Origin of the sequence: Bacillus sp. DHT2, assembly GCF_026241455.1 — a bacterium.
GTDB classification, from domain to species: Bacteria; Bacillota; Bacilli; order Bacillales; family Bacillaceae_G; genus Bacillus_A; species Bacillus_A pseudomycoides.
Genome location: NZ_JAPHWH010000003.1, coordinates 1 through 21,802 on the forward strand (window position 1 = coordinate 1; position 21,802 = coordinate 21,802).

Genomic DNA, 21,802 nt, shown 5'->3' on the forward strand with positions numbered 1-21,802 from the left:
TTGGCCAACCTTTGTATTCGTGATGTCATAACCGTTCACTTCGGATTGATATCCCGCTACTGGTTGTTCTTTCACTTCATACTTGTAGGCTACTCCATTCGCATCGTATGCCGCTAAATCTTTAAATGTATATTTCCAACCTGTTACTTCACTTACTTCTTTCGTATCAATCTTTTGACCGTTTTGAAGTAAGTCTACTTGAATTGTTTTCGGACGTTCTTTCGCATTGTCGTCTTTCCACGTTTTTGTTCCTTCTACTTTTGTTTGGCCAACCTTTGTATTCGTGATGTCATAACCGTTCACTTCGGATTGATATCCCGCTACTGGTTGTTCTTTCACTTCATACTTGTAGGCTACTCCATTCGCATCGTATGCCGCTAAATCTTTAAATTCGTATTTCCAACTTGTTGCTTCACTTACTTCTTTCGTATCAATCTTTTGACCGTTTTGAAGTAAATCTACTTGAATCGTTTTCGGACGTTCTTTCGCATTATCGTCTTTCCACGTTTTTGTTCCTTCTACTTTTGTTTGACCTACTTTTGTATTTGTGATGTCGTAACCAGTTACTTCTGATTTGTATCCCGCTACTGGTTGTTCTTTCACTTCATACTTGTAGGCTACTCCATTCGCATCGTATGCCGCTAAATCTTTAAATTCGTATTTCCAACCTGTTGCTTCACTTACTTCTTTCGTATCAATCTTTTGACCGTTTTGAAGTAAATCTACTTGAATCGTTTTCGGACGTTCTTTCGCATTATCGTCTTTCCACGTTTTTGTTCCTTCTACTTTTGTTATTTGTACCACTTTTGTATTTATAATGTCATAACCTTTGACTTCTGTTTGATATCCATCTACTGGTTGTTCTTTTACTTCATACTTATATCCTTTGCCATCTGCATTGTATGCCGCTAAGTCTTTGAATTCATACTTCCAGCCTGTTGCTTCGCTTACTTCTTGCGTTGCGATGACCTGACCATCTTGTAGTAAGTCTACTTTGATTGTTTTCGGACGTTCTGTCGCATTATCGCCTTTCCATATTTTTGTTCCTGTAATGAATGTAGTTTTCACTTTATTCGAAATCGGCAACTTAACTCCATTTACAGCACCTGATTTAACTTCAAAACTTACTTTTTCCTGAGGATTGAAATCAATATACTCTGGAGCTGAAACCTCTTGCACATAATATTTACCTGATTGTAAATTAGGAATTTCAATTATTCCTTTTTCATCCGTTACATATACATCTCCAACTTGTTCACCTGACTCTTTATACAACTTAAACGAGACATTCGGTATTACTTTGTCTTCATCCGTTCCAAGGTGCTTAACAATTCTTAATGTTCCTTTAGGAGGTAAATCACCTTGAGCACCACCACCAGATGTTATATTTGTGACTGTGGCACTACCCGACTCAGAAACCGGTTGTTTGTATAGAATTTGATAATCAATCTTATAATCATTCTTAAAAGATTCTTGGCTCTTTCCACTTTCCGTTATAGTACTTGTATAAAAAACGGTAAAAGACCTAGCACTTCCCATATTCCAATTAATCACGACTTTAAATGAATGACCGTCGTCATTAAACTGAACATATCCATAACGTTGATCTTCAAATTGTTTAATTGATAAAGACTCTCTGTCATTAACTGTTATCCGAAAACTATCTTTATTAAGTGTTTGACCTTCCTGTAAACTGTCAGACACAACAATATCTCTACTTAAATATTCTTTGTTTAAGTTTATATTCAAGAACCAACGCACTTCATCCGGGGTATCTGGTTGAATATCACCAGTTTTGTAGAAAAACGGTTTAGAGCCTGTACCACCACCACTGGTTGGACCGGTAATCGTTACAGTTTGCTTATCTAAAGTTGTGCCTAAATTTGTTTCAACATCTTTCGTTTGATCCGTTCCTACATTAGTAGCTTGAACTGTAAAATTAAAATGCCCTTTAATATTGTGGAGTTTCTCCACAATATCATTAAATGTACATACCACATTACCTGCACTTACTTTACAAGTGCCAAAATTATTACCTTGCCCATCATTTAACGGAATCGTTCCGTTAAATCCTTGTAATTCTGGGGGCAGCGTTAATGTTAGTGTATCTCCAGACTTCATATTATTTCCAGATTTATCACTAAAAGTTACATTTATTTTAGCCTGTTCGCCGTAACTTAGTTTTGTTTTATCAATCTTAAAACTATCCACAAATCCTGTTGTATTTAACTCTTGTGCATTTGCTATTATAGGCATTAAACTTTGACCTATTGTAAACATAAAAAGCATTAGAATTGAAAAAATCGAAGTGACTCTTTTTACCATATCATTCTCCTATCAATTATTTTTAGATGGCTTCTAATATGAATATGCTATGACAATGACTCAATAGGCTGATGGTATTTTTCTCTTTCGACTGTTATAAGCTTAAAAGCTTGAAAATAGATCTCTATAAATGATTCTTCTACTCTCCATACATCTTCATTTTTTCTAATGTAACACTAAATCTATTAATTTTAATATTTACATCCCTAACATATCATGATAGTATTACAACTAGGAAAATTATATTCTCTCACCATTCCTATCAAATCTCAAAATCTTAAGTTGTATCATATATGCCATCTTATTGTGAGCATAAATTTCTGGTTAATAATGTTTTCATTTAAGTGCTATTGGTTTATTCATATTACTTTCCGTTATTATTAGATTCATAACATCATTATGTCCAAGTTTGATAGCACCTTTTTAATGATTCACAATTTTATTCACCAGAACCCTTCACCTCCCTCTTAAAGGCATTTTCCATGCTCTCACCCGTAATATTAGGACTATTTCAACAATAAAAATAGTTTTTGTAACTTTTGTAACCAATTTTGTAATTAAAGAAACCTAACAGTTGTTCCAACATGGATAAATACCAAATTTCGGATAGACCTCCTGTTTTATAGTCCCTCCTATCTGTACCGAAATATCAATTTTTAATGCTTAATATATATAAAACAAAGAAAGAGTAGTAAACATACACGTCAATCAGATGAAAGTTAAAAAGCTGAATTTTCAGTCTTTTTTATTTTAAAGGAGGATATTTGCAACTACTCTTTCTTTGTGATTATGAGTTTAACACTAAACATAAGGTATAACAAGACAAAAATATACAATTTTCTGATAAATTCGACAATTATTTGAAAGTTAATATAACACCACTTATCGTTAATTAATATGTAATACAAAGAGGCTATTTCAACAAAAAATATTTAAACATTAAAAAAGAAGAACCCTCACTTACTGAAACTCTTGAAGTGGCTCATAAGCGGATTGAGCCAACTGGCGTTTCCCTTTCTTCTGATGGTTTGAATCAACATTTTATTTCTCATACCTATATCTAACAAAAATAAACCAGATGCTGAAAAACATCTGGTTTATTTTTGTTAACTTCATGACCATGGATGGTTGTCCCATCCTTTCCACCTATCAATTATCATTCCTTTTCGTCTTCTTCTTTCACAAGATACGCTTTTTCATATGCAGGCTTCAATGTAGATTCATCTTCTTTATCGACTTGCTTAAAATGAAACCTCCTTTGTTTATCTTTACGATCCTCATACTCTGTCCGAAGTTTTGCGGTTCGATTTTGCTGATTCTCGAAACTACTCTTTGATATTTCTAATTTCACTGCGAGGCCATTGATAAATCGAATGATTAAGTTACCATCTGCTAATTCTTTATTGTTTTCAATATGAAAGTGAGACAACCAGGCACATTCCTTTCTAGAATAAGAATACGTAGGAAAAAAGTAAAGTTGATCTGTCGGACTAATCGCAATGGGTGCTTTGTGCGTAATACGTGTCAACTCTTTTGTACCGTCTTTTCTACCTAAAAAACTAGATCCGTGCTTGCGGCAACTTCGTTCGACAATATCAAGTGGCTTTTGAAACATGAAAAAAGAGTCTTCTACTTCAACCACTCGCGTTACAATACGTTTTTCTCCTAAAATAACTGGAAGTAAGGCCATAGTGTTCTTGTTTACGACATAGTTTTCGACGTAGCGTTCTACTTGTTCACCCATCTTACATTCGCTCCTTCATTATTTTTTCTTACAATCCATAACAGCAGCTGCATGGATAATTGTATCACCCAAAACCCAAAATAGTTAATATTTTCAAATATTTTACATTTTCTTATAAAACTTTAAAATTTCATAATATTCCTTCATATAAATATCTATATAAAATCTCCATATTTCTCTACAGGAAAAAGATATATTGTTATATAAAAACAGAAATTTTCTTTTTTGAAATATTTGTAACATAACAAAATCTTGTTTCACATATATGATTTAGTAAACTTGTACAAATTACCTATTCCCTATATATTTCCACACCCATTTACGTATCTCTCTTACAGGAAAAATAAAACTTTTATCATTTTTCGGTAGATGTTTTACAATCGTTGGCTTAATTGTAAAGGAAGTTTTTTTGCTACGCTCAAACTCGAATGGAAAGATGATTACAAAATTCTCAACAAAAAAAAGGATGGCATATGCCATCCTTTTTTATCGCGTACTATAAAATTATAGTTTTACAACGTTTTTAGCTTGAGGTCCGCGGTTGCCATCTTCGATTTCGAAGCTAACTTTTTCGCCTTCTTCTAAAGATTTGAAACCTTCAGTTGTGATTGCAGAGAAGTGAACGAATACATCGTTTCCGCCTGGAACTTCGATGAAACCGAAACCTTTTTCGTTGTTAAACCATTTTACTTGTCCTGTTACTGTCATAATTATTTCCTCCTAAGAAAATATAAGTTTTTTTAGTCTTCATACATAAAAAAAGAATCCACACATTATCAAATACGAAACATAAAACAGTTCTCACATACTTTTTCTCGTTCGTTTTCAGCACTTGATAATATATGGATTGCTTGATTTAGTTATTCAACTGAGATAATCATAGCATACTTAAAATAGAATGTACAATATTTTTTGAAATTCTAATTTTCTAATTTTTGGTATCCCTCATAAAATACAGTATTCCTCGCTGATAGAATGTTTTCACCCATCGAGCTTTTTATGAGCAATTATTGTTAAATGGCATTAATCATTACAATCGAAACAATGAGATGAATTACGCCGTCTGTCCAGGAATAACATTAAACGGTGTTAACATAAACAGCTTCATACCAAAATCTAGCAACAACATTTTCACTAACGTAATGCTTACTATACTAACTAATGCAAAATATAAACTTTGCATAAATGTTAATTCGTCCTGTATCAAACCTAAACTTAATAGAAACAGCAACAACATAATAATATTAAATTCCGGATAACCTGTTACTGTCACCACGATTCCAAGTAAAATTGTAAAGACAATACTTAAAGCGATTACCATTGTATAGGACAGGCGATTGTAACGAATTAATTGAATGTATAATAAGACGTGACTAATACCAATCAACATAATCGCGATCATATCATAAACATACATTACAGCTCACCCTTTAACAGTTGACGTACTTTGCGCACTAAACAGCGGAATACATACAAAAGAAAAGCAGGTGCCCTTAAAGGACACCCGCTCCCTCACTTATTTCGTAAACTGCGCCTCTTCCGTAGACCCTTTCAGAGCCGTTGTAGAAGATGTTCCGCCTGTAATCACTTGTGCTACTTCATCAAAGTAGCCTGTTCCAACCTCGCGCTGATGACGCGTTGCAGAGTAGCCGTGCTCTTCTGCTGCAAATTCTGCTTGTTGTAATTCAGAATATGCTGCCATACCGCGCTCTTTATAGCCACGCGCGAGTTCAAACATACCGTAGTTTAATGCATGGAATCCTGCAAGTGTTACGAATTGGAATTTGTATCCGTATGAAGCAATTTCTTTTTGGAAGTTTGCAATCGTTTTTTCATCTAATTTTTGTTTCCAGTTAAAAGATGGTGAACAGTTATACGCTAGTAATTTCCCTGGATATTTCTCATGAATTGCTTCCGCAAAACGCTTTGCATCTTCTAAATTCGGTTCAGATGTTTCACACCAAACAAGATCTGCATACGGTGCATATGCTAAACCGCGCGCAATTGCTTGATCAAGCCCTGCGTTTGTACGGTAGAACCCTTCTGGTGTTCTCTCTCCTGTAATAAATTCTTGATCAACTGGATCAATATCACTCGTAATTAAATCCGCAGCATCTGCATCCGTTCTTGCTACAATAATTGTTGGCACGCCCATTACATCCGCAGCAAGTCTAGCAGAAATTAGATTACGTACCGCTGTTTGCGTTGGTAGTAATACTTTTCCGCCTAAATGTCCGCATTTTTTTTCTGAAGATAATTGATCTTCGAAGTGAACGCCTGACGCGCCTGCCTCAATCATACCTTTCATTAATTCAAATACGTTTAACTGTCCACCAAATCCTGCTTCAGCGTCCGCAACAATTGGTACAAAATAATCTGTATCACCGCTTCCTTCCATATGCTGAATTTGATCTGCACGCTGCAATGTTTGATTAATACGCTTTACAACAGCTGGTACACTGTTCGCTGGATATAAACTTTGGTCCGGATACATGTGCCCGGATAGATTGGCATCCGCTGCCACTTGCCAACCGCTCAAATAAATTGCTTTTAATCCTGCTTTCACCTGCTGCATCGCTTGGTTTCCTGTTAACGCACCAAGCGCATTAATATAATCTTCTGTATGAAGTGATTTCCAAAGCTTCTCTGCCCCGCGGCGTGCTAATGTATGTTCAATATCAATTGACCCGCGCAGACGAATTACATCCTCAGCAGAATAAGGACGCGTTACCCCTTTCCAACGTTCATCTAACTCCCAGCTTTCTTGTAACTTTTGTACTCTTTCGTTTTTCATCTCTTCCATCCCCTTTTCCTTTTATAAAATCTCGTAACCTGGTAATGTTAAAAATGTTTCAAATTCATCATTACGCACCAAATTAGTAAAAAGCTTTGTTGCTTCTACAAATCTACCTTTCTCAAACTGTTCCTTGCCAATCTCTCGTTCTATTTTCGCTAGCTCTTCCGATTTAAACTCTTCTACTAAAGCAAATGTAATCTTGCGACCATCGTTTAGCTTCCCGCCTTCATGACGAATCCATTGCCACACTTGCGCACGTGAAATTTCTGCCGTTGCTGCATCTTCCATCAAATTATAAATCGGTGCTGCCCCGCGGCCACTTAACCATGATGCAATATATTGAATGCCGACGCTAATATTCATACGAAGCCCTTCTTCTGTAATCGTTCCCACTGGTACTTCTAACAAATCCTTTTCTGTTACATCAATCTCTTCACGCTTTCTAAAAATTTGATTCGGTGTTTTCATAATGTGATTAAACACTTCCAGCGCAACCGGTACAAGTCCCGGATGGGCAACCCAAGTCCCGTCATGTCCATCTAAAGCTTCACGTTCTTTATCAGCACGAACTTTTTCAAAAGCAGCTTCATTCGCTTCCGGATTATTTTTAATCGGAATTTGTGCTGCCATTCCGCCAATTGCTGGTGCATTCCGGCGATGGCACGTTTGAATTACTTTTAAAGAATACGCACGCATAAACGGAGCCGTCATTGTAACTTGCGCTCTGTCCGGAAGTAGAAATTCGTTATGATTACGAAAGCTTTTTAAGAAACTAAAAATATAATCCCAACGCCCGCAATTTAGCCCTGCTGAATGATCACGGAGTTCATATAAAATTTCATCCATTTCAAAAGAAGCGTGGATTGTTTCTAATAACACTGTTGCTTTAATCGTTCCATTCGGAATCCCGATATATTTCTGTGCAAAAATAAAAATATCATTCCACAACCTAGCTTCTAAATAGCTCTCCATTTTCGGTAAGTAAAAATATGATCCGCTTCCTTTTTCTAATAATGTTTTTGCATTATGGAAAAAGTACAAACCAAAATCAACGAGACTACCTGACATCTTTTCTCCATCGACTAACATATGTTTTTCTTCTAAATGCCAGCCACGCGGACGAACAATAAGTACAGCTGTTTTATCACTTAAACGATATTCCTTGCCACTAGGGTTTTTATATGAAATCGTTCCCTTCACTGCATCTCTTAAATTAATTTGGCCATCCATCGCATTTTGCCACGTTGGCGAATTAGAATCTTCAAAGTCTGCCATAAAGAGATGTGCGCCTGAGTTTAAAGCATTAATAACCATCTTACGATCTACTGGTCCTGTAATCTCCACACGACGATCTTCTAAATCTTTTGGAAGCGGGGCAATCGTCCAATCTCCAGCACGTATATGTGCTGTTTCTGGTAAAAAGCTTGGAAACTCCCCTGCATCAATTCTTTTTTGCTTTTCCACACGTTTTTGCAGTAAATTTTTACGGCGTGTATTAAAATTCTCATGCAGCTCTTTTAAAAAAGTGAGCGCTTCCGGTGTCAAAATTTCTCCATACGCCGGTAATACTTCTAAAGCGAGTGTAACCCGTGAAGTTTGCGTCGACATATTAGCATCCCCTTCGTAAACTGTTTTATAACAGATTTGATTTTATGTTTATATTATATAACAAATTTTCTGAAAGTGAAGGAGTTTTTTGAAAATTTATCCTTTTTCTATAACATCCATCTATTCAAAACCGGTACTTTTCTTACTAGTAAATGAGGTAGCATCGTATTTTGCAGCATATTTAAAGCTCTTACCTGTTACCCTTTACTAAAACAAAATGAGTGCAGTTGTTATATAACAACCGCACTCGTTTTGTTGATTATGTTTTACTTTCCTCTAATACTACTGTCTTTGTTTTGGATTTTTGAAAAGTAAACGCCATCCCAACAAAAATCAAAATAATTCCCGCTGTCTGCATCGTGGTCGGACGAAACCCTGTAAATGCTGTATCAAGTAAAATAGCTACACCTGGATCCAAAAATACTAATACAGAAATAAGCCTTGTTGGTAAATCTCTTAAACTATCAAAAAATAGGTAATAAACAAAGCCAGTATGAATAAGTCCTGTCGCTGTAATCGCAATCCAATTACTCTCTGTTAACCCTTGAAACGCTCCAAAGTCTACAAATGGTAGTAACAGAAATATCCCTAAAAAAGTTTGCAAAAATGTCATTGCATATGCACTTGTTTGTTTAATCCCTTTCCCTAACAAGGTGGTAAATGCATAAAATAATGCTGCAAGAAGTGCCCAAACCATCCCAGAGGACATTAACTTTTCTATCGAAATACTTCCATCTACTCCCGCTACTAAAACAGTACCGAGAAAACAAATAACAATTGAAATAACAGATAGCACTGTTAATTTTTCTTTAAACACAACACTCCCAATCATTAATACGATAATTGGTGCAAGATGATACACAGAAATTGCAATTGTCACTGACATGACTTCGAAAGCTTTAAACAGAAACACCCAGTTAAAAACAAGAAAGACACCACACGCTAATATTTGCAGTATTTCTTTTCGATTCCACTTTTCTTCTTTAAACTGACCTGTTGCAATCCAACATAACGTTAAAAATATAGTGGCACAAATACAACGAACAAATACTAATTCAAATGATGGTAAATTTGTTTTCACTGAAAAAAATCCGATTGAGCCAAAAATAGACATCGATATGATCATTTTTATAGCTGGCGATGATTTTGTTTGGAATAACCTATTTGTGGCGCTCTTTTGAAACAATATAAACAACCCCCATTAGTTTAAAACGAACATTTACATTTCAAGTTTCGTAATATTCTCAATTTTAAATATACAATAAGATGAATGGAATGTAAAAAATCGTAAAGATACTTAAAGCCATTTATTCTCACGAAGTGGCATTTGCAATCCTCATTCCTTTTACAATGTAAAGCATCATTGTAAAAAATAAAGATGATAAAGGGCAATATAGAAATACTCGTTTTCCCCGTTATAGCCACCTATATATTTTACCATATTTTACATAAAAATATTTTTTCCTAAACAATCTATTTTGATTTTCTAACATATACATCACGGCTATGTAAACAAAGAGTGACATCCTCTCTTTTGTTTTCACATGGCATGGGGCGAAAATAGGTACTGATCCTTCTATGCATGGACAGATCCTGTTGTAGCTTTGGAATAAAGTTTGATCCAAAACATGTTGTTTATTTTAGAATTGACATGAAATTATATTAAGTTTATACTGTCAGTAACATATCACTGTTAATGACAGTATAATGTTATTAACAGTAATATGTTGCTGTTATAATAACAAAACTATTTTTCACATTTCATTAAGGAGGTTAGATGTTTTATGAAACATACAGGGAGACATACAGGTGCATTTCTTTTGCTGTTTTTAACAGAGGGAGATAGCTATGGAGGGAAACTTCTGCAGAAATGTGAAGAAGAGCTTCCCATCAATCCAATTGATAGTGCCATTATATACCGCACCCTAAAAAAATTAGAAAACGAAGGTGCTGTTGAGTCTTATTTGGACACATCTGATCAAGATAAGCCGAGAAAGATGTACAAAATTACTACAGTGGGAAAAAAACAATTAGAAGAGTTTCAAATAGATATTGAAGAAAAAATTAAAAACTTATCATTTTTCTTAGACAAATATAAAGACTGGAAAGAGTCTAATCATGATTAATGGCGCTCTCCTTTACTCTTTAGCCATTATTCTTATCAGTATTTCTTTTGTAAAGGATCGGAATAAAACAAAAGATGCTCTATTAAAGTCATGGAAAATGTTTCGTAATCTTATACCTTCCATGCTATCAATTATGCTTTTCGTTGGACTATCACTATCTATATTAACGCCTTCCTTCATTTCTTCCATCATTGGGGAAAAATCTGGATTCATCGGTATTGTTTATTCAGCAATAATTGGCTCTGTTGCACTCATTCCAAGCTTTGTTGTGTTTCCTCTTGGAAATACATTAGTCCAAAATGGTGCGGGCCACCCTCAAGTTGCGGCGTTAATGTCTACATTAATGTCAGTAGGAATCACAACTTTACCGATGGAACAGAAGATATTTGGGCGAAGTTTTGCTTATTCTCGAAATGCATCTGCATTGTTAATGTCTCTTATATTCTCGTATATTATTTGGGTGGTGATGGTATGAATGAATTAAGAAGATATCGTTTCTTTTTCATTTTACTATTGGGACTCATTATATTGACTTTTATAAACCAATCGTTGGGATGGAACGCATTGCAATTAACAGGGAAAAGTATTTTAGATATGCTGTTTCTACTTCCTCCTGTCTTAATATTCGTAGGGTTGCTTGACCAGTGGGTGAAGAAAGAGACATTAATTAAATATATGGGAGAAAAATCTGGCATCTATGGCATCTTGTTCTCCCTATTATTAGGAGGAATTGCAGCTGGTCCCCTCTATGTTGCTTTTCCAATCGCGGCACTTTTATTAAAAAAAGGAGCGAGCATACGGTACATTGTATTTTTTTTAGGAGTTTGGACAACTGCAAAATTACCGGTTATTGTATATGAATTTTCTTCATTTGGAGCTAAATTTACACTCATTCACATTTGTTTTGGTCTATTATTTTTCTATTTAATGGGTATTATTTATGAGAAGTTCTATGATAAACGACAATTGTTGAAATATGATATAACTAAAGAAGGATAGAGTTAGAGGAATCGTTCTTTAAGCCTCTAACTTTTAGCTCCTTTCGTAACTGTAACTTTTAATTGAACTCTCCCCACCTTCACTTCGTTTAGAGGAGAAGACTTCTCAGTTAAAATGATAAAATTTCACAAAAAACACTTCATACTTTTGGGATTTCCGCATATAAATCACAGCTATGTAAACAAAAATTGACATCCTCTCTTTTTGTCTTAACACGGCATCGGGCGAAAAAGGGCTCTGACCGCTTCTATCCATGGACGGACGCTCTTTTCCACACCAAAAGGATAAGGTTTTATCTCTTTTCCTAAACTTATACGCAAAGAAATGAGAAGCAGCGTCACCGCTGCTCCTCATTTCTTCTGCTTCTCATACTGCTCAAACACATGAATTCTTTCAAAAATTGGCGGATGTGTATACAAGAAAAACTTCACTAACGCCGGTGGATTCACTTGACTTAAACTTGTTTTCGATAAATACTGGAACGTCTTTACACCAGACTTTCCATCTTTCGTCATATCTAAAGCATATTGATCAGCTGCCCGTTCTTCTATACGTGATACGTAGTTTGATAGCGGGCTTACTGCAAAAGATAACACAGAGGAGATAAGAAAAAATAATGGGATAATCGATAAGCACGCCATCTTTGATAGGCGCAATGTATCTCCCCATTTTCTGAGGCACATATTGATAATACGGCTAATCAAATACATCCCTACAAACGTTAACACAATATAACTCGCCACACCCCTATATATATGTTTCATCACGTAATGTCCCATTTCATGAGCCATAATAAATAAAATCTCTTTATCTTTTAACTGCTGGAGCGTTGTATTCCACAATACAATTCGAGAATTCAATCCAATTCCTGTCACATATGCATTTAGGGCCGTTGTTTTTTCAGACATGTTCACTTCATATACATGCTCAGCTGGAATATCTGCCCTGTCCGCAATTGCTAAAATTTTCTTCTCTAAGTCTTTATTTTGCAATGTAGAAAAATCATTGTATAACGGATCAATTACAACGGGCTGTACAAAGGTTAAAAAAATTGTAAACGGTACTGACAAAGCCCAACCAGCTAGCCACCACCGCTTCGGAAATTTATAAATCAGCCATAAAAGAACAGAAACAACGAGAAACATCATAATATAATTTACCCAAAAATCAATTACATGATCTTTTATCCAACTCGCTGTGGATTGCGTTGAAATACCGTAATCAATTGAGATTTGATGCCCCATCCATTGCAGAGGCAATGCAAGAACGGTTGTAAGCAATGATAAATAAAAGAGATAGATAGCAACTTGAATAACCCGTACTTTCGTCGTTTCTTTTGACCATTTTTCAAAACGATTTGATATACCTAAAACAAGCACAAACAATAAAATAATCCATTCAAGAGGCGTCGCTAAAAAAAAGAGTAAATTTTTCACACGCGAATAATCTTGACTTAATGTAAGTTCCTTTGCATTCATAAACGTCTCTGGATCAGCACTCGTTCCTTTATACATATCTGGAATAATTTCATGATTCCATCCAAATAAATACCAATATATAAATAACGCAAAACCAACGTACAAAAAAAGTGACCACTTCACAACCTTCTTCACGGTATCTCCTCCTCTATGCTGCCTGTCTCTTATTATTGTAAGTTCGTTCCTCCTAAAATAGAACAAGCTAATACATCGAATTGTCATGCAATTTTCAATCCCTTCCCATGAATTTTCGGATTTTTCTTATAAAATAAAATTAGGAGGAGGATGGAAATTGAAAAAAATTTATATTACGTTTACATTAGGTTTAGTCATCGTAATTGGAATTGGAATTTACTATTTTACAGATTATCGTAAAGCTTCTGCTGAAATACCACGTGGAATCGTTATGGAGGATGTAAATGGTACAACGCTATCTTTTGATCAACTACCAAAAAAGCTTAAACTCGTAGAATTTATATACACAAAATGCCCTGATATTTGTCCCGTTACTACATACAAAATGAAGCATTTACGAGACGAACTAGAAAAGGATAAACTATTTGGTAAAAAAATTGAATTTATTACAATTACCATTGATCCTAAGTTCGATACAAAAGAAATATTAACTACATATGCCAACACATTTGAAATGAAAAAAACGAAAGGGTGGCACTTACTGCGCGGTGATAAAGATGAAACGAAAAAACTAGCAGATACATTTAACTTTCAGTACCGCGATCCAGGAAGCGGACTCTATATTCATACTTCTAACTCCTATCTACTCGATGAAAATGATCGTTTAATCGAAGTCTTCGGTATGGGAGAACGTGGTTTTAATAGCAAAAAAGTGCTTGAGAAAATTAAAAATGCATTATAAAAACCTCTTCATCATTCGAAGAGGTTTTTCACACATATTATTCTATATAAACTATGCTACGAAACTTTAAACCTATCCATTCTACACTCTCTATTTATCCCGCATTAACGGGCAGTAAAAGCCCGATTGGTGAGGGCTTTTACTCAGTGGGTGATGAAGAGCCCCCCACTGATTAAAGTTTCACTTTATCTCTCTGTATGTTTCTTCGGCTCATATGTTGGAATAAGAAGCGCACTTGCAATCCAGCAAACAAGACCGAAACCACTTATATATTTCCCGTATTCATAATGGTTTAGATAAACCTTCCCTACAAGAATTAAGATAAATCCAAGTAACACAACTACATAGCCAACTTGTTTTTTCGACAATACCAATCAGCACTCCTTATTGAAAAATGTTAATAAAAAAATTTAAATCCTGAAAAGAAATGAAGCTATATTTCATAATTCCTTGTACAGCTAGAAGTAGTATAAGACCAAGTACACATATATAATTAATTCCATCTTCACTTCTTTTCTCAACTACAATTCCGCCCCCAATGCATAGTAGCCCTAAAAGATGAAGTGCTAAATAAACAAAAAAGTATGCTTCATTCCAGCGAAAGCCTACGTTCACTGTTGTAATCACAATTAAACTCACCATGATCACATAAAACAATTTATTTGATTGAATTGTTTCATTCATAGAATCATATCCATTCCTTTCTATATAAATCTTTTTTGATTTTCCAACATACAAATCGCCGCTATGAAAACAAAAGGTGACCTGTATTTTTATTTTCACTTAGCATGAGGATGAAATAGGCTCTGACCGCTTCTATCCATAGACGGATTCTCTCTCCAGCCTAAAAAAGATAGGTATATCTTTTTTATTATTCAATAAATTCTACGTTCTCTAACCTATATCTCTCATTTTATTCGTATATACTACCGACACCTCTTTATTCATATAACGACGATTCACGAACAAAAAGACGAGTACTAAATTTAATCCAATGATAAAAATAATAAGTCCTGTAAAAAATGGAGTTTGATTAGAAAAATCCGCAAAGCTTATCATTTCTTCCTTACTGAACATAAAAGATGTAATAAGTACGATTGCATTATTTAACATATGAATACTAATCGGCATCAGTAAGCTTTTCGTCCGAATGTATACAATTGATAGTACGATACTAAACATGACAGCACTAAGGAAATCAATATGAAAACATCCGAAAAGAAGCGCTACAATAACCATCGCTTTTCCGGTTCCCCATTTCGCTGCAAAACGCTGAAATAGAAATCCCCTAAATACAAATTCACATACAATAGGAGCTACTAGTACAATTATTATAAATTGATATATGTATCCGCCTGCACTCCCTATAATCGGTTCATGTAATATATTTATAATAAAATCCGGTGTAATCCATACAAAGCTATACATATACAATACAAGATATCCATAACTAAAAAGGCATAGCATTCCCGTAATCATTAAAACTTGTAAAAGATTAAATGCTTCTCTTCTATTCACAAATAAAGTAAATGGAATACGATGGCGCTTACATTGATACCATAACCAAAGTGATGGAAATATGTAGAGTACAAGTATGCTTGCAAAAGAAGACATTGATATATGAAATGTCTTCTCTAACAATTGTTTACTAATACGTTCAATCAAAACAAGTAGTGTAAATACAATCAAAAAATATCTGGCTCGCATCGAACAAAACGGATTCACACTCATCTCCTCCCCTATGTTACATTTATCATATCATTCGAATCTTATTTTTAAGCAAAGAAAACCTTAAATTTTCCTTAAAAATCCCATAACTTACAATAAAATGTTATGATATTCGATGAAAATAGGGGGCGATTCAGATTGTATAATGCAAATGTTTTACTTGTTGATGATGAAACGGCAATTTTACAACTATTAACTACTATTCTACAAAAAGAAGGATTTTCTCATATTACAACTGCTACATCTGCAGAAGAAGCTTTACAATTCGTAGAACAAAATCGTTATGATTTAATGATTTTAGATGTCATGCTTCCCGGGCAATCTGGTTTTGATATCTGTCCAATTATTCGTCAAAAAACAGATTGTCCAATTTTCTTCCTAACAGCAAAATCATCTGATTTAGATAAAGTATCTGGTTTCTTATACGGGGCAGACGACTATATTACAAAACCATTCAATCCACTGGAAGTCGTCGCTCGTATGAAAGCTCAACTTCGAAGACATATGAAACAAACTACACAACCTATGAAAGAGACACACTTTATTTCATTTGGGAGATTTCAGGTCGATAAACATGCAGCTGAATTGCAAGTAGATGGGAAAATTGTGGAATGTTCAGCTCAGCTCTTTCAACTACTACTCTTTTTCTGTGAACATCCTAATTACGTGTTTTCAAAAGAAGAAATATACGAAAAAGTATGGGGGGCTCCTGCCTATAATGGAGATGACAACACAGTTATGGTTCATATTCGAAAACTACGTGAAAAAATTGAGCTTGACCCAAGTAACCCTCAATACATAAAAACTGTTCGCGGACTTGGTTATAAGTTCATCGCAAAGTAGGTACCAACTATGAATTTAAGTAGAAGGATTATTATACAATTTATTATACAACATATTTTCGTCTTGTTTACTTTACTCATTGCAGTCATCGTCGCTTTCGTCTACCTGGGGCATCTTTTTAGTACGACCCTTTATGAACCAAATGTTCCAGAGTTTGATAACTTTACTATGTCTCAGCATGTTTCTTCAGAAAACGGACGTATTATATTAAGTTCTGAGGTAAAAGAAATGATTGAGGAGAAAAATGATTGGCTTCAAATTGTCGATAAAAATGGAAAGGTACTCTATGACTTCAATACTCCTGAAGATGTTCCTGGTTCTTATACAAAAACAACATTAGTTGCTTATTTGCAGCATCATATACAAAGCCCTTACAAATTTACGTATTGGGACATTGAAGTTAAAGAGAAGACAGCAATTGTGATTTATGGTGGAAAGCTAAAGAGTAATACTTTACTTCAAGAGTTAAAACAAGAACACGGTTCACCATTATCAGCTGAATTTTCTTTAACAGAAAAAGAAAAGAAACAGCTTACCGCAGAAGGTGCTACGCTGCAAATATTTAACGCACAAGGAGAAGAGATTTTTGCTTATCCTAAAACAAAAAGAAACTCCTTTTCAGCCATTCAAGCTGTACTTTCTGAAAAAGAGCCTTGGAATCACAAAGAAAATATCTCGAGTTTATATAATCCAGAGGACCAAACCTTATTTACCATAACAGTAAAAAATGATCATTACTATCCATCTGATATGAATGAAGATTTATTAACAAAAAAAATATTCATAGGATTTGGAGTTATTATTCTAATCGCTTTTGTCTACTTAGTTATTCTTTCTATTTGGTACGGAAGAAAATTTGGTAAACCATTATTACACACAATGCGTTGGCTCAAAAATATAGCTAGTGGAAAATATGAAGAACCGGTAAGTAAAAAAGGAAGAACAGTTCGCTTCCGGCGCTCAGGTAAAGAAAAATGGTCATTCAGACTGTTTAAAGATGTAACAAATGCTCTAGAGCACCTTTCTATTACACTCAAAAAAAATGAGTCCATACGACAAGTTATTCAACAAACACGTGAGGAATGGATTACTGGCCTCACTCATGATTTAAAAACACCACTCAGTTCCATTTATGGGTACTCTCTATTACTAGAATCGAAACAATATAACTGGGATGATAACGACATTCAACAATTCGGTCGTGTTATACGAGAAAAATCTCAATATATGACAACATTAATTGATGATCTAAGCTTAACTTACCAATTAAAAAACAACGCGATTCCCTCTCAGCACGTTAAAGTTGAGATTAATCAATTTGTCCAAAAAGTCTTGTTACAATTTATTAATAACCCGACACTTCAAAATCAAAACATAGAATTTGTTCCTAGTTCCAATGCAATTCATTACTCTATTGAAGAAAAATGGTTCCAACGTATCATTGAGAATTTATTAGCAAATGCAGTAAAGCATAATAATGAAACGACAAATGTTATTGTAAAACTTGGACAGAATAAACAATCTTTTACACTTTCTATTTCTGATAATGGAAAAGGAATGGATGAGCAAACGAAAGAGCTTTTATTTGAACGATATTACCGCGGTACAAATACTGAAGAAAACAACGCAGGAACAGGCCTTGGCTTAGCGATTACAAAACAACTTGTTCTTGCACATAACGGTACGATTTCCATTGAAAGTGAAATTGAAAAAGGAACAACCATTACGATGGTGTTCCCATTCTCACCTAATAGCAAAAAAGAGTCCTAATATAAAGTGAAACTCTAATCAGCAGGGATAAACTCCCCCCGCTGATTCAAGTTTCACTTTAGTTATCATTTGCTCCAATTCTAATGGTTGAAATGTATATGGTTGTACATCATATCCGATGTTGTAAGTAAAAGACAGGTAACAATTTTGATATTAGGAAAGTACTACTATAGTTAATAGGAAATCCGTATATAGTAGTCCACCAATAATACGTGGTACTACATTTCATGAAACTTTGTACTATGAAACCATCTACTTTTTAACTTTTGTTTTGAATTAACCCTTATTTTCCCTATAATATATGGACCTATTTTTGTCTTATTTAGGAGATATACCACAGGAATTGGACATAGTATACCAACCAACATATCAATACTTATTGTGCCAAAAAGAGTATTCAACTGAGGCATTTTTGCTAATATCATATTAGATATAGTCCGATGAAAAAACGGATGTAGCAAATAAATTCCAAATGAGTATTGATTGATTAGTATTAAAAATTTAGGTACATGTTTTATTTTTGATGCAATATGGAAAAGCACCATTATTGTAGATATTGTAAATAAAAGAACATCCACTCTTTTAGAACTAGTAACAGTTAAAATATTAAAATGTTGAAAAAGAATAACGATGATTCCTGTTAATATCCATGAAGAAATGATCCATTTACGGTTTTTATTTAACCATGTTTTAAAGTATTCATAATGAGCACCTGCATAATATCCAATAAAGAAGTAAATGATCCAGCCTGGAAATGGAATCCAAGAGTAGTAATACCAAATATCATTTGCATATGGAATATCAAACGGTTGAATAAAATTAAAAAAGCCTAAGTAGATTAAATTAATCAGTAACGAGAAAATAAGAACAAATTTAGGAGAAAAAAACTTCTCAATTTTATTAAAAATAATGTGCAAAAAGTAGAACTGAAATATAATTAAAACAAAATAGCCATGGAACTCTCCTAATACAATATTTCTTATAGATTGTACTAAGATTGCATGGAATCCATTCGTATAATTTGAAATAGCTGCATAAAAAATACCCATACATATAAAAGGCAATAAAATAAATTTTACTCTTTTTAAAATGAATTGATTAGGTACTTTATCCCTATAATTATAAGCTATTACAAATTCAGATATAAAAACAAACATAGGTGTACCGTACATAAGTAGTAATTGAAGATACGATACCAATACATCTATTGTATTTTCAGATGCAAAATTTGCAGAACTTCGTGTTATGGCATGTATGAGAACTACACTTAAACATGCTAAACTTCTTAATATAGTAATTTCTGAAACTTTGTTTTTCATAAATTCCACCTTCAACATAAATTACATATCCATAATTCCAAATAAATTTTCGACATAGCAAATTTATTTGGAAAAGCAACTTATTTTTCAAAATCCACAGCCGCATCTATCTCAATTCCTGTTTTTCTTTTAATGATAAGAAAGTAGTTTGTTAAGTGAATAATGATAGTGAGATGCCAGTCCTATTACACCATCATTAAATTTTTACGTATTTTGAAATATTTCCACATATAACTGTTCTTTCATTTTCTTTACTTTATTTCTTTATTTTCCCTATTAAGAGTAATATAGACAAGAGGAATAGGTACTTAAACGTGGTAAAAAATAAAGTGAAACTTTAATCAGTGGAGGTTTTTTTCATCCCCACTGATTATTAGCCCGACCAATCGGGCTTTTACGGGATAAAATAGGATTTGTAGAATAGATATGCAAATCATATGATACTGGCTATTTCTTAAAAAAAGCTTAAAACCGATTAAAGCGGTAATGGATAATTCAAATTTTAATCCAATCAAAATTATCAAAGTACATTTCCAATTTTTCTAGCTAATTGTTTCAAAGCATATGGTAACATATATTGTTGTAATTCTTGAGAAACCAATTCTAGTTTATTAGAAATCGATAAATTTGTTCAAAAAACGCCATACTTCCTGCATACTTTCTGCATACTTATATAAAAAAATGGCATTTTTCTAATTATTTAGATACAAATTCACCTCAGCATAATAGCAATGAAATGATATTCTATTAGTATGTAAGCCTTTCAAACCTTTTGAAGGATTTCTTCATTCACATAGTCTTTGCTAACAGAAATATATATAATTCGTTTAAGAAAACATAATTCTTTTTACTATTCAGTATGCTTCTTCGTAAATAAGGCCGTTCACAGCCCAGAGACGCCAAATACTTTATTCGATTGTTTTATTTCTTTCATTCTACGTATTTCTACTTTAAAAAAACCTCTAAAGATATCTCTAAGCTTTTCATCTGTAAAACCTAATCCACTTTTAAGATTTTGTAGTTTGTACACTTCCCAATCCGTTTCATACGAATACTTCATGAACAGCCCCTACTTCCATACCATCGTCACTTTTCATAATCGTTGGACGCAGCGCCCGAAGCCGAGCTATCGTTTACACAACTTCTTTAATATGATTAATCTTAGCCTTAATACGAAAAAAAGTTTCCTAGAATCTAGGAAACTTTTTCTCTTCTTATTGTTGTTTCTTCTGCACCGGCAACCAAATCTCAACTTGCGCAAACTCGCTCTTATCCTCATGACAACGTTCATCGTATAATTCAAACTCTGTAACTCCAGCATGTTCATACCCTGAGTGCGGGAACCATTCTGTGAAAACTGCATTCCACGTTTGTTGAATGGAAGATACCATATCTTTATGCGGTACTTTAGGCGTTGTAAATACAGCGTAAGTTGCTTCTGGGAACGTGCGCTGCGCTAGTTCAGTCGGTACCCCATCAAAACTTGTAACTTCCATTCCAATAATATACGTAAAATCCCCTGTTTCTAAATTAAAATCCGTGCACATTCCAAGCTCTACATATTGATCTGTATGTTTACGGTTTGTAATGTTACTCGCAAGATTGTTTTGTAAATAACGGTCCCAAAATGCCGGAATATCTTTAAGGTTTTTCCCTTCTTTACTAGACGTCTTCATCTCATATCCAGCCACATGAAACGCTGGTTTTTTTTCAATACGAAATTCCATTTGTATTCCCCCTAAATATGGATTGAACTTCCGCTGCTTCACATTTGCTTTATAATACATCGGTGTCTTAATTCCTTGCCTTCGGTAGCTACTTGGCGTCATCTGAAACAACTTTTTAAAGGCTCGAATGAACGTTTCATGAGATTGAAAGCCATGTTCTAATGCGATATCAAGAATTTTTTCTTCCGTATGAGAAAGCCAATAAGCTGCCCGGGCTAGCCTCCTCCTACGAACATACTCCATGACAGTATCGCCTACTAGCGCTTGGAATACGCGATGAAAATGATACTCCGAGAACCCTGCAATACGAGCCAAATTACTTAATGTTTGCTTCTCCATTACATCTTCTTCAATATAATCAATTGCTTTTTGAATTTGTGTTTCATAGCTTTCCATCTCTGTTCACCCGCCTTATGTATTATCATAAAAGAGAAGACAATTCTTTTCTTGACGTTTTTTGC

Annotated in this window: 18 protein-coding genes and 2 pseudogenes; 6 read left to right on the forward strand and 14 right to left on the reverse strand. The window is 34.2% G+C overall.

Features of this window, described 5'->3' with window-relative positions:
* The 7 genes and pseudogenes from ORL93_RS08905 to ORL93_RS08935 form a co-directional block, all read right to left on the reverse strand.
* Positions 1-2,325: Cna B-type domain-containing protein (locus ORL93_RS08905; protein ID WP_483298356.1), on the reverse strand; the 2,325-nt coding region annotated here is incomplete at its 3' end.
* Between the two features lie 1,156 nt (positions 2,326-3,481).
* Positions 3,482-4,069 carry a competence protein ComK gene (locus ORL93_RS08910; RefSeq protein WP_097794894.1) on the reverse strand — a complete coding sequence of 196 codons (588 nt, stop codon included), beginning with the start codon at positions 4,067-4,069 and terminating at the stop codon, positions 3,482-3,484.
* 504 nt (positions 4,070-4,573) lie between these two features.
* Entirely contained in the window at positions 4,574-4,777 is a 204-nt protein-coding gene (locus tag ORL93_RS08915; RefSeq protein ID WP_003195857.1) for a cold-shock protein, read from the reverse strand.
* Positions 4,778-5,100: 323 nt separating this feature from the next.
* Positions 5,101-5,486 (reverse strand): annotated as a pseudogene (locus tag ORL93_RS08920) (histidine kinase); the annotation flags it as partial.
* Positions 5,487-5,585: 99 nt separating this feature from the next.
* Complete coding sequence (gene aceA, locus ORL93_RS08925; protein ID WP_097794893.1) at positions 5,586-6,863, reverse strand: isocitrate lyase; 1,278 nt, start codon at positions 6,861-6,863, stop codon at positions 5,586-5,588.
* A gap of 21 nt (positions 6,864-6,884) precedes the next feature.
* Positions 6,885-8,474: a malate synthase A gene (gene aceB / locus ORL93_RS08930; protein WP_097794892.1), complete on the reverse strand. Its 1,590-nt coding sequence runs from the start codon at positions 8,472-8,474 to the stop codon at positions 6,885-6,887.
* Between the two features lie 259 nt (positions 8,475-8,733).
* Positions 8,734-9,660 (reverse strand): DMT family transporter, encoded by a 927-nt coding sequence (locus ORL93_RS08935; protein WP_371389019.1) that lies wholly within the window; start codon positions 9,658-9,660, stop codon positions 8,734-8,736.
* A gap of 598 nt (positions 9,661-10,258) precedes the next feature.
* On the opposite strand from ORL93_RS08935, the gene ORL93_RS08940 reads away from it, so the two are divergent.
* Genes ORL93_RS08940 through ORL93_RS08950 form a run of 3 tightly spaced genes read left to right on the forward strand, consistent with a single transcriptional unit; the run spans position 10,259 to position 11,599 of the window.
* Complete coding sequence (locus ORL93_RS08940; protein ID WP_003195853.1) at positions 10,259-10,600, forward strand: PadR family transcriptional regulator; 342 nt, start codon at positions 10,259-10,261, stop codon at positions 10,598-10,600.
* Positions 10,593-11,075 (forward strand): hypothetical protein, encoded by a 483-nt coding sequence (locus ORL93_RS08945; protein WP_265958908.1) that lies wholly within the window; start codon positions 10,593-10,595, stop codon positions 11,073-11,075. Before ORL93_RS08940 ends, ORL93_RS08945 begins: the two co-directional genes overlap by 8 nt.
* Positions 11,072-11,599 carry a permease gene (locus tag ORL93_RS08950; protein WP_265958910.1) on the forward strand — a complete coding sequence of 176 codons (528 nt, stop codon included), beginning with the start codon at positions 11,072-11,074 and terminating at the stop codon, positions 11,597-11,599. Before ORL93_RS08945 ends, ORL93_RS08950 begins: the two co-directional genes overlap by 4 nt.
* Positions 11,600-11,949: 350 nt before the next feature.
* On the opposite strand, the gene ORL93_RS08955 is transcribed toward ORL93_RS08950, so the two are convergent.
* Positions 11,950-13,212 carry a M48 family metallopeptidase gene (locus tag ORL93_RS08955; protein ID WP_265958912.1) on the reverse strand — a complete coding sequence of 421 codons (1,263 nt, stop codon included), beginning with the start codon at positions 13,210-13,212 and terminating at the stop codon, positions 11,950-11,952.
* A 157-nt stretch (positions 13,213-13,369) separates the two neighbouring features.
* On the opposite strand from ORL93_RS08955, the gene ORL93_RS08960 reads away from it, so the two are divergent.
* Complete coding sequence (locus tag ORL93_RS08960; protein WP_097794889.1) at positions 13,370-13,954, forward strand: SCO family protein; 585 nt, start codon at positions 13,370-13,372, stop codon at positions 13,952-13,954.
* Between the two features lie 185 nt (positions 13,955-14,139).
* On the opposite strand, the gene ORL93_RS08965 is transcribed toward ORL93_RS08960, so the two are convergent.
* The 3 genes from ORL93_RS08965 to ORL93_RS08975 all read right to left on the reverse strand — a co-directional run bounded on the left by ORL93_RS08965 (position 14,140) and on the right by ORL93_RS08975 (position 15,685).
* Positions 14,140-14,328: a hypothetical protein gene (locus ORL93_RS08965; RefSeq protein WP_003206100.1), complete on the reverse strand. Its 189-nt coding sequence runs from the start codon at positions 14,326-14,328 to the stop codon at positions 14,140-14,142.
* Between the two features lie 10 nt (positions 14,329-14,338).
* Complete coding sequence (locus tag ORL93_RS08970) at positions 14,339-14,638, reverse strand: hypothetical protein (RefSeq protein ID WP_097794888.1); 300 nt, start codon at positions 14,636-14,638, stop codon at positions 14,339-14,341.
* 210 nt (positions 14,639-14,848) lie between these two features.
* Positions 14,849-15,685, reverse strand: a complete 837-nt coding sequence (locus ORL93_RS08975) for a CPBP family intramembrane glutamic endopeptidase (protein WP_097794887.1) — start codon at positions 15,683-15,685, stop codon at positions 14,849-14,851.
* A 135-nt stretch (positions 15,686-15,820) separates the two neighbouring features.
* Here ORL93_RS08975 and ORL93_RS08980 point away from each other — a divergent pair, with 135 nt between their 5' ends.
* Both ORL93_RS08980 and ORL93_RS08985 read left to right on the forward strand, forming a co-directional pair.
* Positions 15,821-16,525 carry a response regulator transcription factor gene (locus tag ORL93_RS08980; RefSeq protein ID WP_097794886.1) on the forward strand — a complete coding sequence of 235 codons (705 nt, stop codon included), beginning with the start codon at positions 15,821-15,823 and terminating at the stop codon, positions 16,523-16,525.
* A gap of 9 nt (positions 16,526-16,534) precedes the next feature.
* Positions 16,535-18,295 (forward strand): sensor histidine kinase, encoded by a 1,761-nt coding sequence (locus ORL93_RS08985; RefSeq protein WP_098161254.1) that lies wholly within the window; start codon positions 16,535-16,537, stop codon positions 18,293-18,295.
* Positions 18,296-18,513: 218 nt separating this feature from the next.
* Here the strand turns inward: ORL93_RS08985 and ORL93_RS08990 are convergent, their stop codons facing one another.
* From ORL93_RS08990 to ORL93_RS09000, 3 genes and pseudogenes are all read right to left on the reverse strand, one after another.
* Complete coding sequence (locus tag ORL93_RS08990; protein WP_255262503.1) at positions 18,514-19,614, reverse strand: acyltransferase family protein; 1,101 nt, start codon at positions 19,612-19,614, stop codon at positions 18,514-18,516.
* Positions 19,615-20,497: 883 nt separating this feature from the next.
* A pseudogene (locus tag ORL93_RS08995) lies at positions 20,498-20,656 on the reverse strand (SAM-dependent methyltransferase); the annotation flags it as partial.
* 172 nt (positions 20,657-20,828) lie between these two features.
* Positions 20,829-21,737, reverse strand: a complete 909-nt coding sequence (locus tag ORL93_RS09000; RefSeq protein WP_097794883.1) for an AraC family transcriptional regulator — start codon at positions 21,735-21,737, stop codon at positions 20,829-20,831.
* Positions 21,738-21,802 lie beyond the last annotated feature (65 nt).

Excerpts from the sequence above, each read along its gene's own strand:
- ORL93_RS08975 (WP_097794887.1), bottom strand. The coding sequence starts at position 15,685 with ATGAGTGTGAATCCGTTTTGTTCGATGCGAGCCAGATATTTTTTGATT.
- ORL93_RS08940 (WP_003195853.1), top strand. The coding sequence starts at position 10,259 with ATGAAACATACAGGGAGACATACAGGTGCATTTCTTTTGCTGTTTTTA.
- ORL93_RS08990 (WP_255262503.1), bottom strand. The coding sequence starts at position 19,614 with ATGAAAAACAAAGTTTCAGAAATTACTATATTAAGAAGTTTAGCATGT.
- ORL93_RS08910 (WP_097794894.1), bottom strand. The coding sequence starts at position 4,069 with ATGGGTGAACAAGTAGAACGCTACGTCGAAAACTATGTCGTAAACAAG.
- ORL93_RS09000 (WP_097794883.1), bottom strand. The coding sequence starts at position 21,737 with ATGGAAAGCTATGAAACACAAATTCAAAAAGCAATTGATTATATTGAA.
- ORL93_RS08950 (WP_265958910.1), top strand. The coding sequence starts at position 11,072 with ATGAATGAATTAAGAAGATATCGTTTCTTTTTCATTTTACTATTGGGA.
- ORL93_RS08970 (WP_097794888.1), bottom strand. The coding sequence starts at position 14,638 with ATGAATGAAACAATTCAATCAAATAAATTGTTTTATGTGATCATGGTG.
- aceB (WP_097794892.1), bottom strand. The coding sequence starts at position 8,474 with ATGTCGACGCAAACTTCACGGGTTACACTCGCTTTAGAAGTATTACCG.
- ORL93_RS08915 (WP_003195857.1), bottom strand. The coding sequence starts at position 4,777 with ATGACAGTAACAGGACAAGTAAAATGGTTTAACAACGAAAAAGGTTTC.
- aceA (WP_097794893.1), bottom strand. The coding sequence starts at position 6,863 with ATGAAAAACGAAAGAGTACAAAAGTTACAAGAAAGCTGGGAGTTAGAT.
- ORL93_RS08985 (WP_098161254.1), top strand. The coding sequence starts at position 16,535 with ATGAATTTAAGTAGAAGGATTATTATACAATTTATTATACAACATATT.
- ORL93_RS08945 (WP_265958908.1), top strand. The coding sequence starts at position 10,593 with ATGATTAATGGCGCTCTCCTTTACTCTTTAGCCATTATTCTTATCAGT.